Origin of the sequence: Sinomonas albida (genome assembly GCF_004919045.1) — a bacterium.
GTDB lineage: Bacteria > Actinomycetota > Actinomycetes > Actinomycetales > Micrococcaceae > Sinomonas > Sinomonas albida.
The window spans coordinates 45,461-57,616 of sequence record NZ_SWDW01000020.1 but is presented as its reverse complement, the minus strand read 5'-3'; the positions used below and the strand labels follow the sequence as shown (position 1 = coordinate 57,616).

Sequence of the window (12,156 nt, the reverse complement as noted above, 5' to 3'; positions counted from 1 at the left end):
GCCTGCGCCCGGTGCGGGTCTCGAGCCGGGCCAGGGCCTCGATCCCGAACTCCTCGGCCGACTCCGGGGGCAGGGTCGAGGCCTCGTCCGTGAGCACGCGGGCGTGCACCTCGGACAGGGTCCCGCTCTCGAGGTGCTCCAGCACGGCGATCTGCGCCCCGCACAGCGCCTCCGCGGCCCCGAGCAGCCTGGCCGCGGCGTGCTCGGAGATCCCCTCGGCCACCGCGACCTCGGACACGGCCAGGGCGTGGGAGACGTCCCCGCCGAACCGGGCCGGTCCGGCCCCGCCCCCGGGATCGGACCGCTCGGCCGCGCGGCGCGCCTCCTCCCTGCAGGCCAGCCGCATCCGCTCCACCGCCAGCGCCTCCAGTGCGGCCAGGAACGAGCGCACCCGCCCGATGTCCGCCAGCACCCGCCGCGCCTCCGGGCCCGTGAGGGTGGACGGGTCGGGGTGCCACAGCGAGCCCTCCAGCAGCGAACCCGGCCGCGGCGTGAGCACCACCGCCCCGGATGCCTCGGCAGCAGCCAACCCGCCGGCCGAACCCGTTCCCCCGACCATGATGCCCCCCAACATCAATCGAAACTATTGACTAATACTAACATAGATCTCAGAGAAGTTCGAAACTCAGTATTGGGTATCTGCTTGGCTGAAGTCCCTTAGTGGTACCCGTAGCGGGACGTGACGTGACGAGCCGACAGATCGATGGTGGTGCAGCCTAACCAGCGGACTCGGACGCCTCGTTTCCGGGTGGCACAGTGGCTGCCAGGTTCCCGACCTCGGCTATGACAGCTCCGGACGGGCACATCCAAACGGCCATGCCGTCGGCCGCCTTGGCATTGAGGGGGTGGCCCTCGGGATGCAGTGGGCAAGGTGGCCAATTGGTCGGCGCGGTTCTCCCGAGCTGGTCGAACATCCACTCCTGCACCTGATCGCTGGCCCGAGCGATGAGGTGCTCAGGCGGCTCGGATGGGTCCAGGGTGAATCCTTGGCCTGTGCCATCTCTAGCGGTCAGCTTCACGGCCCATAGACCGGTATCAGGAGATCGGCTGATCCGGATTGCCGGGATCGGTGCCCCGGTCGCCGCGAGGTCCGCCAGCACCGGTCCAAGAGCGTCCGCTGCTGTCATGCCCATGCGACCATTCTCCCGCCGAACACGGGAGTACTAATGGATGAGTCAGCTGCCCTCAGCCGTCATCCCGCACGACTCTGACCGGGCCCACAATGAGCGGAAGGATTCATTTGACTACGGCCCGCCTCCACCGCGTTCGCCTGGACGGTCGGCCCAGGAGATCAATGGGGCGGCGACAGCACAACTTCTGGCGAACATAGACGCGTGCAGCATGAAGGAGACGAACACGTGAATGAGCCCAAATTCATCCCTCCCGAAGACTGGGACGCCTTGCCGATCCAGCCGCCGGCCGGATACTGGCTGCGCCGGATGCGCCCTACCTCATCGGGATCATCGCTGCCGTGGGGCTTCTCGCAGTCGTGGCCTTATCTGGAATACGGATCTGGTGGATCGTGTGGCTCCCTGTCGGCTTGGTCATTGTGCAGGCCCTAATTGCCGGCACCATGGTGGCCCTCTCAATCAAGCCGTACAACCAGGAGCGCAAGCTCGGTTACACGACTTGGCCTTCGGCCGCTGGCTCGATCAAGGGGAAGCGCGACGAGCAAAGACCCTAGAATGGCCGGCCCCATGACCCGGCGGAAGCACTGTGGATGCCCGGATCAGATTCCTCTCCGGTCAGCTCGCGAACAACTTCAGCCAAGCAGATACCTAATACATGTGTATTGGGTATCTGCTTAGCTGAAGTAGAGCTTGGCGATCTCGACGGGGATCACTCTATGGGGGAACGGTGTTCGGGGTGAGTCTCGGCTGGAGACCTCAGGCGTGCTCCGGTGCGGTGGTCATCGGGGCGCGAACACGAGCGAGCCCTTTTCATTTGTCCACGTCAGATGCCCGTCGCTGTATGCGGCCGCGAAGGGCTTCTTGAGGAATTCAATGAGAAAGGCTTGGTCGCCGGCCTGTTGGGAAGAGGCGCATCCGCTGGCCCCGACTGCAATGGCTCCCGGGGTTAACGTCGAGCCAGATTGAGCCACGGGGCCGCTGAGCGGACCGCAGGGGGTCACCGCTGTCAGGTACAGGGCAGTATCCACTGACTCCAGCTTGGCCGTGATGGCTCCCGGAGTCATCCACGACAGGTCGCCGCCGTCATCGCGTCCTGAGACGCTCACATAGGTGGTGCATGGGGCGGTCGGAACAAACGGTGCACAGGCCACGATCGGTGCCGCGCGGGTCGTCGATAAGGCGGACGGTGAGGGTGACCGCGCTGGCGATGCCTGGGTCTGCGTCGGGTCGGCGCGCCCGGGCTCGGGCGTGGCCACAGGGCCGCTGCCGCACGCCGACAGGAACTGCACCATGGTGACAACGACCAGTGCCATCCACGCTCGGGCAGCCTTCATCTTTCCCCCCTGATGCCGTGTCTGTCCGCGAGAGTATATGGGCCAATCCTCTTCCGCTAGATGCGGTGGCCAGGACAACTGCAGAAGTCGTCCCGAGCCAGACCGTCATCCTGGTCCTGGTTGGTGTTGACGTAGCCAGCCGGACTCAGTCGTCGCGCGGGATAACGAGGTCCTTCAGGGGCGCCGGGTCGGTGTTGGTGGCCTGCTGGAGGAGCCGGTAGAACAGCAGACCGCGGCTTCTGGCGGTGCGCCGGTTGAAGCGGAAGGTGAACTCGTCGAGGTAGTAGGCCAGCTGCTCCCGTGAGATGCCCTGGTGCAGTGTGCCGTCGATCCAGCGCTTGAGCTGGGAGGCAGCCATGTGGACCGCCGGCATGTTCACGTGCGCGGGGATGTCCGAGCCGAGCTGGGTGAAGTACTCGTGCTCGTAGCCGAGGTCGGCGAAGCGCCGCAGCTGCCTCGCCCCGTCGGTGCGGATCGTGGAACCGGGGGCGACGACGCGCTGGCCGAACTTCACCACGGCGAGCCTGCGGTCGAGCGGGCCGGGCTCGAGGCGGATGCGTCCGATCCGGTTGTGGCCCAGGTGCTCGGCGGCGATGAGGACCGAGATCTTGTCGGATCCGAGGCCGGGCATGTCTCGGTGGACCCCGCCGATGAAGCTCTCGTCGACCTCGACCAGCCCAGAGAGCATCTCCCGGTCGGGCCGGACCATGGCCCGGCGGAGCTTGTGCATCCACGCCCACGCCGTCTCATAGGACTTCAGCCCCAGGACCCGCTGCAGCCCAAGGGCGGACACGCCGTTCTTCTGCGAAGTCACGAACCACACCGCGGCGAACCACGTCCGCAGCGGCGTGCGGGTGCGGTCGAAGATCGTCCCTGCCGTCACCGACGTCCGCCGCGAGCAGGCCTTGCACATCCACAGCACAGCGCCCGCGCGCCAGTACTCCCGTCCGCCACACTTCGGGCAGACGAACCCCTCCGGCCAGCGCAGCCTCGCCAGATACTCGAAGCAGGCCCCGTCAGTGCTGAACCAATCCTGGAACTGCCCGAAGTTCTTCGGGTAGTCCACGCCCGCCCGCGGCATCTGCCGCGACAATTCAGCCATGGCCCAAACCTACTTCATCTAAGCAGATACCCAATAACTCAGTTCGATCAGCTGTCAGAGCCGAGAACGGGCGACGCCGGCACCCGGGTGAGTGCCGACGTCGTCCGCTCTTCGCCGCCGCCCCCTACGCATCGACGGCCGGAATCCCCAAGTCGGGGCTTGAAGGCGTGCGCCTCGGCGCCAGCCTCCGTGCTACGGCCGGACGAGCACCTTGAGGGCCTCGCGTGCGTCCATGGCCTTGTAGCCCTCCGGCACCTCGTCGAGGCCAACGGTGCGGTCGAAGACCTTGCCGGGTTGGACGGTCCCGTCGAGCACGGCCGGCAGCAGCTCTTCGATGTACGCGCGGACCGGCGCCGGCCCGCCCGTGAGCGTCACGTTCGGCCCGAAGAGGCTCGCGAAGCCAACGGCGGCGTCGTCGTACTGCGGCACCCCGACGCGGCTGATGACGCCGCCGGGGCGGACGATCCCCACGGCCTGCTCGTACGCGGGCATGTGCCCTACGGCCTCGAGGACCTTTGCGGCGCCGCGGCCGCCTGTGAGCTCGCGAACCTTCGCGATGCCCTCCTCGCCGCGCTCCGCCACGACGTCGGTGGCGCCGAACTCGACGCCCAGATCCGTCCGGACCGTGTGGCGGCCCATGAGGATGATGCGTTCGGCGCCGAGTTGCTTCGCGGACAGGACCGCCATGAGGCCCACCGCGCCGTCGCCAATCACCGCGACAGTGTCGCCCGAGGTGACGCCCGCCCGGATCGCCGCGTGATGGCCGGTGCCGTACACGTCCGAGAGCGTGAGCAGCGCGGGGTACAAGGCCTCGTCGACCGGTTCGGGGACCTTGACGAGCGTGCCGTCCGCGAGCGGGACGCGCACGGCCTCGGCCTGGCCGCCGCCGATCCCGTTGCCGCCCCAGAAGCCGCCATGGAGGCACGACGTCTGGAGGCCCTCGCGGCAGAACTCGCACGTCCCGTCGGACCACGCGAACGGCGCGATGACGAAGTCGCCCCTGCGCAGGGTCGCGACGTCGGAGCCCACCTCCTCGACGACGCCGATGAACTCGTGTCCCATCGGGCGCCCTTCAGGCGCGCTGGGCAGACTGTGATACGGGTGGAGATCGGAGCCGCAGATGCACGCCCGGAGGACGCGCACCACGGCATCGGTGGGCTGACGGATGGCGGGATCGGGGGTCTCCTCGATCCTGACGTCGCCCGCGCCGTACATGAACGTTGCTCGCATGAAGCCTCTCCCAGTGAGTGACCGGTCTGAGTGACCGTAAGTGATCGACCCGGGTGGTCGACGGCCGCCGCGGCCTGGTGGGGCTGCGCGGTCAGGCCACTTCAAGGAGACCGCAGACGACGACGGCGGGGGAGACCCTGCTGAGACAGGTACCGCCAGTGCCTCCTTGCTCAGCCCCCCGGCCGCGCGAGGTACGTGTTCACGGGCCGCCCCGTGGTCCCGTACTCGAGCTTGAGCTCGAGCCGGCCCTTGCGCTCGAGCTCGCTCAGGTAGCGCTGCGCGGTGGGGCGCGAGATCCCCACGAGGTCCGAGACGTCCTGGGCACCGAGCGGCCGCTCCGCCGCGCGCACCGCCTCGAGCACCTTCTGCATGGTCGGCGGGAGGGTGCGCGAGGTGGGTCCCGGGCCGGTAGGGGCGTGGCGCGAAGCGAACAGCGCGTCGACGTCCGTCTGGCCGCCGATGTGCCTGGATTCGGCCTCGGCGCGCCACCGTCGGTACGCGAGGAGCTGGGCGGTGAGCTGCTCGAAGCCGAACGGCTTGACGAGGTAGTACACCGCGCCGCCGCGCATCGCGGCGCGCACGGTCGCGACGTCGCGCGCGGCCGTGATGATGATCGCGTCGACGTCGTGGCCCTCCTCGCGCAGCGTGCGAAGCAGCGCGATCCCGTCCTCGTCCGGGAGGTACACGTCGAGGAGGAGCAGGTCCGGGGCGAGCCGATCCACGGCCTCGCTGGCCTCCGCGGCGGAATGGGCCTCGCCCACGCATTCATAGCCCGGCACGCGCGCGACCTGCGCGGCGTGCAGCCTGGCCACCCGGTAGTCGTCATCGACCACGAGGGTACGGATCATGCCTGCGCCTCTCCTTCGGCTCCCTGCCCCGTTGCGGGGACCCACACCTCAAACCGTCCGCCTGGACCGGCGAACACATCCATCGTCCCACCGGCCCGCCGCACGATCCGCGCGACGAGCGCGAGCCCGATCCCACGTCGCATGCCCGGCCGGGCCTGCTTCGTCGTGTAGCCATCGCGGACGACGTCGTCCACCGCCTCTGCGGGCACGCCCGGACCGCTGTCGGTCACCGAGACGAAGATCCCGGACGAGTCGTCGAGCTGGAGCGTCACCTCGCGCGGTTCGGGCTGGCCGACGACGGCGTCGATCGCGTTGTCGAGCAGGTTCCCCACGATGGTGAGCAGCTCCTGCGCGCCCAGGAACGGCTGGCGCAGCCGGGAGTCGTCCGTGATGGTGAGATGGACGTCCTGCTCGGCCGCGATGGTCACCTTCGCGAGGATGAGGGCGGCGAGTTCGGGCGGCTCGATGCGCGCCCGGAGCCCTTCTCCGAGGGAGCGGGACGTGTCTGCGACGCCCGAGATGAACGTGCGGGCCTGGTCCACCTCGCCGAGCTCGAGCAGCCCGCTCACCACGTGCAGCCGGTTCGCGTACTCGTGCTCCTGGGCGCGCAGCGCCTGGATGAGGCCCTCCATGGAGCGCAGGTCCCGGACGAGCGCCTCGACCTCGGTGCGGTCCCGGATGGTGACGACGGCGCCGACGCTCCGGCCGCCGACGCTCACCGGCATGCGGTTGGCCACCAGGAGGGCGTCGTCGGTGATGACCGCCTGGTCGGCCCCGGTCGCCTTGCCGGTGAGGATGTCGCGAAGCCGCCCGTCCGGGAGGAGCTCCTGGATCGGCCGACCGAGAGCCGTTCCCTCAATGTTGAGCAGCCGCCGGGCCTCGTTGTTGATGACCGTGATTCGTTGGTGGTCGTCGAGGCCGACCATGGCCTCGCGGATGCCGTGCAGGAGCGCCTCACGGTCCTGCAGGAGCGAGGCGATCTCTGCCGGCTCGAGCCCGAATGTGGCGCGTTTGATGCCGCGGGCGAGCAGTACTGAGCCCGTGCTGCCGATCAGGAGGATGAGCGCGGAATAGCCCACGATGAGCCAGGCCTGCTGTCCGAGCTGGGTCAGCACCGCCGTCTCGAGGATGCCCACGGAGACCTCGCCGATCACGTTCCCCTCGGCGTCGAAAATCGGGGCCTTGGCGTTGGCGGAGAGCCCGAGGCTGCCTGGGTCGGTGCCCACATGGGTCTGGCCGTCAAGCACCTCGACGGGTTCCTCGAGCTGCTTGCCGATGAGGGCGGCGTTGGGATGCGAATATCGGATCCCGTCGCGGTCGGTGACGACGACGTAGTCCGTTTGCGCTTGGGAGCGGACCTGTTGCGCGAGGGCTTGGATGCGCTTCGAGGGGTCGTGGGTCTGGAGCGCCGCGGCGATCTCAGGCATCTGGGCGACCGTCGTCGCGACCCCGAGAGCGCGCTGACGGAATTGCTCATCGAGGACCTGCCCCGTGATGCGGTTCGTGACGAATCCGCCCAGGGCGACCGTGAGGAGGAGCAGGCACAACGTCCACACGAGGATCTGGGAGGCGAGCGGGCGCGCCCGCCACCATGTTCGAGCCGGAATCACGTGGTTCTCACCAAACGATCAAAAGGCTCAAAACATGAATGAAAGCTATTAATCCTCGCAATCCGCGCAACTCTGGCTGCACCTCCGCGTCCTTTCTACCGTAGTACCAGACGCTGTGATTCAGCTCACTGGGCATGAAGAAAGGATCCCGCAGGCAATGGCGATCACGCAAATTTTGCCTGGCGCTTTGCCGGTCGAGGCGTAGGAAAGAAATTCCGTCGTTTAAATATCGAAAGACGTAGACGTCTTTCCCACAGGACAGAGAGGTCTTTGAACATGGGTGTGAATCATCCAGACCGCTCCGCGGCCCGAGAGGGCGCGGACGGGCGAGCGCGGATCGACATTGCCGGTCTGACCAAGCGCTACCTGACGCCGAAGGGCGAAACCTTTACCGCCATCCGCGACGTGACCCTCGCCGTCGAGCCGGGCCAGTTCTGCTCGATCGTCGGCCCAACCGGCTGCGGCAAGTCGACTACGCTCGCGCAGGTCTCCGGACTCGAGAGGCCGAGCGCGGGCGGGGTCCGGGTCGGCGCCAACATCGTTGACGGCATCACTGACGGCGTGAGCTACATGTTCCAGGCCGACGCACTCTTCCCATGGAAGAGCGTGCTGAACAACGTGATGATGGGTCCGATCCTGCTCGGCACCCCGAAGAAGGAAGCCACCGTGCTGGCGCTCGACTGGCTCCGCCGCGTGGGGCTCGCCGGCTTCGAGGACCGCTACCCGCACCAGCTTTCGGGCGGTATGCGCAAGCGCGTTGCCATGGCGGCGGCCCTCATCAACAACCCGCGGATTCTGCTCATGGACGAGCCGTTCGGTGCGCTCGACGTGCAGACCAAGGCGATCATGCAGAACGAGCTCCTGAAGCTCTGGGAAGACCTGCGCCCCACGGTGCTGTTCATCACCCACGACCTCGACGAAGCTGTCGCTCTCTCCGACCGGGTCGTCATCATGACGACTAGCCCGGGCACGGTCAAGGACGTCTTCGACATCGACCTTCCTCGCCCCCGCGGGAACGTTCAGCAGATTCGCCACGAGTCCCGCTTCCTCGAGCTGCAGGAGCAGATCTGGGAATCACTCAAGGACGAAGTAACCCGCGCCTATGCGCGAACGGCAGGTGCAGCATGACAACTCTCGCCCAGGGCAGCGCGCAAAGTGGCGCCCCCAAGACCGAAGAATCGGCCGCCCAAATCGCCGCTAGGGGCCGCCAGGCGAGCCAGCGCCGCCAGATCCTGATTTGGGTTGGCAGGGTCCTGCTCGCCGTCGTCATCATCGGCGGGTGGCAGCTGTGCACGAATCTGAAGCCTGATGGCAAGCACCCTTTGGTTGACCCGTTCTTCTTCGGCATGCCGAGTCAGATCTGGGACAGCCTCGTGACGCTCTTCACCAACACGGAAGACGCCTCGTTCGGCTCGATCTGGGAGAACATCTGGGTCACCGGCCAGGAGGCCATCCTCGGCTTCCTCCTCGGAACGGTCGCCGGAATCGTGCTGGGTCTGCTTCTCGGCTCCAACAGATACCTCTCCTCGGTGGTCGGCCCGTACATCCGGATCGTCAACTCGATCCCCCGTATCATCCTCGGCTCGATCTTCATCGTCGCGTTCGGCCTCGGGACCTTCCCGAAGGTCCTCCTCGCCGCCGTGCTCGTCTTCTTCGTGGTCTTCTTCAATGCGTTCCAGGGCGTCCGCGAAGTCGACCAGAATCTTGTCGCGAACGTCCGCGTCCTCGGCGCCTCACCGCTTCAGGTCGCAATTCACGTGACCATCCCGTCCGCCATGACGTGGATCATCGCGAGCCTCCATACGGCCTTCGGCTTCGCGATCATCGGCGCCCTCGTGGCCGAGGTGCTCGGTGCGCAGCAGGGGCTTGGCCTCATCATCAGCCAAGCTCAGGGGAAGTTCGACCCAGACACGGTCTTCGCGTGCATGATCATCATCGCCGTCATCACGCTCCTGGCCGAGTACCTCATCGGGCTTCTCGAGCACTCGCTCCTCAAGTGGCGGCCGCCGAACAAGTCTGAGGCCCAGAGCATCTGAGGCTGCGCACGGCCAGACCAGCAGGGCTGATCCCGAGCAACTTCGGGATCAGCTCCACAATCCCCAGTAACAACAGCCATCAACCAACCGATCCCTCGTGGACCAACAAAGGATGCGTAAAACAATGATGAAGCGCACTATCTTTGCCGCTGCTGCAGTCACCGCCGTGGCTCTCAGCCTCACCGCTTGCGGCGGCTCTAGCAGCCCCGCCGCAAGCGCCGGCGCCGCGGGCAGTTCGGGTGCCAGCGGCCCGATGCCCACCGTGAAGATGATGATCGGCGGCATCGACAAGCAGATCTACCTCCCCTACAAGCTGGCAGAGCAGCTCGGCTACTACAAGGAGCAGGGCGTCGACATGCAGCTTTCCACCGAGCAGGACGGTGGCGTCGGCGCGGAGGACGCTATGGTCTCCGGCCAGGTCGACATGTCGGGCGCGTGGTACAACCACACGTACGACTTCCAGCTCGAAGGCAAGGACGTCATCAGCGTCGTCCAGCTCTCCGGCGCTCCCGGCGAGCGGATCATGTGCAGCCCCAAGGCCAACGTCCACTCGCCTGCCGATATCAAGGGCAAGAACATGGGCGTCACGGACCTCGGTTCGGGCACTGACACCCTCACGCAGTTCATCGCGTCGAAGGCTGGGCTCAAGTCCGGCAAGGACTACAAGACCGTCAAGGCGGGCGCCGGCGCAACGGCGATTGCGGCGATCAAGAACGGTCTCGCCGACTGTGTCATGACCACCCAGCCCACGGTTGCCGCGATGGAGAGCCAGGGGGTCGCCGAGTCGGCGATCGATCTTGCCACGACCGACGGCGCCAACAAGACCGTGGGCGGCAACTGGCCGGCCGCGAGCATCATCGCGAAGAAGGAATGGGTCGACGCCAACAAGGACACCGTCCAGAAGGTGGTCAACGCCCTCGTCAAGACGATGCACTGGATCAACACGCACTCGGCTCAGGAGATCGCGGACAAGCTGCCCTCGGACTACACCACGAACAAGAACGTCACGAAGGCGGACTACGTCAAGGCCCTCACGGCGGACAAGGGGCAGTTCCTTCCTGATGGCCTGATGCCGGCGGGCGGCCCGAAGACGATCGCGGACATGTTCACGACGCTCGGCAAGGACATCTCGAAGATCAAGTACACCGACACGTTCGACAACAGCTTCGCCACCAAGGCGAACCAGACGCTCGGTGAGAAGACCACGACGACGCCTGCCGGCGACAACGGCTAAGCAGCGCGTCATCGAGGCGACTCGGGTCATCTAGGCCCCTCGGGGCGACGCCCCAAGCGCCCCGAGAGAAGAGGCGGGCCCGCACCACAAGGTGCGGGCCCGCCGTCGTTCGTTGAGGCAGAGATGAGCGGCTAACCCTGGTCGATGTGGCTCATGTCGCCGTACCGGGGGCCGACGACGGCGCCGCGCGGCACCGCGTCCTCGAGGGCGGCGACTTCGCTCGGCGAGAGCTCGACGCTCCGCGCGGCAGCGTTCTCCTCGAGGTACTTGACCCGCTTCGTGCCGGGGATCGGCACGACGTCCTCGCCCTGCGCGAGGACCCACGCGAGGGCGATCTGGCCCGGCGTCACGCCCTTCTGCTCCGCAAGCGCCGTGACGTTCGCGACGAGCTGCAGGTTGGCGTCGAGCGCCTCGCCCTGGAAGCGCGGGAAGTACGGCGACTGGCGCGCGTCGGCCTCCCGCCCGACCGATTCCGCGGTGAGCCGCCCCGTGAGGATGCCGCGGCCCAGCGGGGAGTACGGCACGAGGCCGATCCCGAGCTCACGGATCGTGGGCAGGATCTCGTCCTCGAGGTCGCGGGTGAACAGCGAATACTCGGTCTGGAGTGCGGTGATCGGGTGGACCGCGTGGGCCCGGCGGATCGTCGCGGGCGCCGCCTCGGAAAGCCCGAGGTGCCGGACCTTGCCGGCCTGGACGAGCTCGGCCATCGCGCCCACGGTCTCCTCGATGGGGACGTTCGGGTCGACCCGGTGCTGGTAGTAGAGGTCAATGTGGTCCACGCCGAGTCGCTGGAGCGAGGCGTCGCACGCGGAGCGGACGTACTCGGGCGTCCCGTTGATGCCGAGGCGCTCGCCGTTCGGGCCACGCATGTTGCCGAACTTGGTGGCGAGCTGTACCTCGTCCCGTCGGCCCGCGATCGCGCGGCCCACGAGCATCTCGTTCGTGAACGGGCCGTACATGTCCGCGGTGTCGAGGAACGTGACTCCAAGGTCGAGTGCGCGGTGGATGGTCTCGATGCCCGCGGCCTCGTCCGGGAGGCCGTAGAACTCGGACATGCCCATGCAGCCGAGTCCCATCGAGGAGACCGTGAGGGGAGAGGCCGTGCCGAGCGTCCTGGTCCGGGCTGCGGCGGTGTTCTGTGCTTCGGTGTTCTGGGGCGTGGCGTTCTGAGGCGTTGCGTTCTCTGACATGCCTTCAGCCAACCCCTTAGAGCGCGCTCTAAGTCAAGGACTTCCGGTAGAGCTCGATCTTGGACTCCACAGCGCGCAGGTTCTCGGTCACCTCCGCGAGCTGCGCGAGCACGCGCTCGCGGTGCGCCTCCAGGATCTTGAGCCGCTCCTCCTCGTTGCCCTGGCCGTTCCGGACCAGCTCGGCGTACCGCCGGACCTCGCGGACCGGCATGCCCGTGGCCCTCAGCCGCGCGACCATGAGGATGCCGTTGACGTCTTGGTCGGTGTACTCGCGGCGGCCCGAGGGCGTGCGGTCCACGTCGTGGAGCATGAGACCGTCGCGCTCGTAGTAGCGCAGCGTGTGCGGGGTGAGGCCGGTGCGTTCGGAGACTTCGGCGATCGTGAGACCCATGGACCCATTCTGCGCCCCCCGTTCTGTGAAGCGGGTTCGGGAGTGTCAAAA

General features: G+C 67.1%; 10 protein-coding genes and 1 pseudogene. 3 read left to right on the top strand and 8 right to left on the bottom strand.

The features are described from left to right. The 6 genes and pseudogenes from E6A26_RS17800 to E6A26_RS16585 all read right to left on the bottom strand — a co-directional run. Positions 1 to 574, bottom strand: a pseudogene (locus E6A26_RS17800) (hypothetical protein); the annotation flags it as partial. Positions 575 to 1,909: 1,335 nt separating this feature from the next. Continuing rightward, positions 1,910 to 2,464 (bottom strand): hypothetical protein, encoded by a 555-nt coding sequence (locus E6A26_RS16605; protein ID WP_136612318.1) that lies wholly within the window; start codon positions 2,462 to 2,464, stop codon positions 1,910 to 1,912. Between the two features lie 145 nt (positions 2,465 to 2,609). After that, positions 2,610 to 3,566, bottom strand: a complete 957-nt coding sequence (locus E6A26_RS16600; RefSeq protein WP_136612317.1) for an IS1595 family transposase — start codon at positions 3,564 to 3,566, stop codon at positions 2,610 to 2,612. A 192-nt stretch (positions 3,567 to 3,758) separates the two neighbouring features. Further along, positions 3,759 to 4,796 (bottom strand): zinc-dependent alcohol dehydrogenase family protein, encoded by a 1,038-nt coding sequence (locus tag E6A26_RS16595; protein WP_136612316.1) that lies wholly within the window; start codon positions 4,794 to 4,796, stop codon positions 3,759 to 3,761. Between the two features lie 170 nt (positions 4,797 to 4,966). Next, positions 4,967 to 5,644: a response regulator gene (locus E6A26_RS16590; RefSeq protein ID WP_136612315.1), complete on the bottom strand. Its 678-nt coding sequence runs from the start codon at positions 5,642 to 5,644 to the stop codon at positions 4,967 to 4,969. Further along, on the bottom strand, positions 5,641 to 7,254 hold the full coding sequence (locus tag E6A26_RS16585) for an ATP-binding protein (protein ID WP_211129206.1): 1,614 nt from the start codon (positions 7,252 to 7,254) through the stop codon (positions 5,641 to 5,643). The genes E6A26_RS16590 and E6A26_RS16585 overlap by 4 nt, the downstream gene beginning before the upstream one ends. A gap of 276 nt (positions 7,255 to 7,530) precedes the next feature. Here E6A26_RS16585 and E6A26_RS16580 point away from each other — a divergent pair, with 276 nt between their 5' ends. The 3 genes from E6A26_RS16580 to E6A26_RS16570 all read left to right on the top strand — a co-directional run bounded on the left by E6A26_RS16580 (position 7,531) and on the right by E6A26_RS16570 (position 10,524). Beyond that, on the top strand, positions 7,531 to 8,382 hold the full coding sequence (locus E6A26_RS16580; protein WP_136612314.1) for an ABC transporter ATP-binding protein: 852 nt from the start codon (positions 7,531 to 7,533) through the stop codon (positions 8,380 to 8,382). Continuing rightward, positions 8,379 to 9,290, top strand: coding sequence for an ABC transporter permease (locus tag E6A26_RS16575; protein WP_136612313.1), 912 nt, complete (start codon positions 8,379 to 8,381; stop codon positions 9,288 to 9,290). Before E6A26_RS16580 ends, E6A26_RS16575 begins: the two co-directional genes overlap by 4 nt. Before the next feature lie 124 nt (positions 9,291 to 9,414). Further along, entirely contained in the window at positions 9,415 to 10,524 is a 1,110-nt protein-coding gene (locus E6A26_RS16570) for an ABC transporter substrate-binding protein (protein ID WP_211129204.1), read from the top strand. Positions 10,525 to 10,655: 131 nt separating this feature from the next. On the opposite strand, the gene E6A26_RS16565 is transcribed toward E6A26_RS16570, so the two are convergent. Further along, the gene (locus E6A26_RS16565; RefSeq protein WP_234865618.1) at positions 10,656 to 11,600 is read right to left on the bottom strand and encodes an aldo/keto reductase; all 945 of its coding nucleotides are present in this window, start codon (positions 11,598 to 11,600) and stop codon (positions 10,656 to 10,658) included. A gap of 142 nt (positions 11,601 to 11,742) precedes the next feature. Then, a complete protein-coding gene (locus E6A26_RS16560) occupies positions 11,743 to 12,105 on the bottom strand; it encodes a MerR family transcriptional regulator (RefSeq protein ID WP_136612311.1) in 363 nt (120 codons plus the stop codon). Between the last annotated feature and the right edge of the window lie 51 nt (positions 12,106 to 12,156).

Bases quoted from the DNA above. Each gene is read 5' to 3' on its own strand.
- E6A26_RS16605 (WP_136612318.1), bottom strand. From the start codon at position 2,464: ATGAAGGCTGCCCGAGCGTGGATGGCACTGGTCGTTGTCACCATGGTG.
- E6A26_RS16600 (WP_136612317.1), bottom strand. From the start codon at position 3,566: ATGGCTGAATTGTCGCGGCAGATGCCGCGGGCGGGCGTGGACTACCCG.
- E6A26_RS16595 (WP_136612316.1), bottom strand. From the start codon at position 4,796: ATGCGAGCAACGTTCATGTACGGCGCGGGCGACGTCAGGATCGAGGAG.
- E6A26_RS16590 (WP_136612315.1), bottom strand. From the start codon at position 5,644: ATGATCCGTACCCTCGTGGTCGATGACGACTACCGGGTGGCCAGGCTG.
- E6A26_RS16580 (WP_136612314.1), top strand. From the start codon at position 7,531: ATGGGTGTGAATCATCCAGACCGCTCCGCGGCCCGAGAGGGCGCGGAC.
- E6A26_RS16575 (WP_136612313.1), top strand. From the start codon at position 8,379: ATGACAACTCTCGCCCAGGGCAGCGCGCAAAGTGGCGCCCCCAAGACC.
- E6A26_RS16570 (WP_211129204.1), top strand. From the start codon at position 9,415: ATGATGAAGCGCACTATCTTTGCCGCTGCTGCAGTCACCGCCGTGGCT.
- E6A26_RS16565 (WP_234865618.1), bottom strand. From the start codon at position 11,600: ATGGGACTCGGCTGCATGGGCATGTCCGAGTTCTACGGCCTCCCGGAC.
- E6A26_RS16560 (WP_136612311.1), bottom strand. From the start codon at position 12,105: ATGGGTCTCACGATCGCCGAAGTCTCCGAACGCACCGGCCTCACCCCG.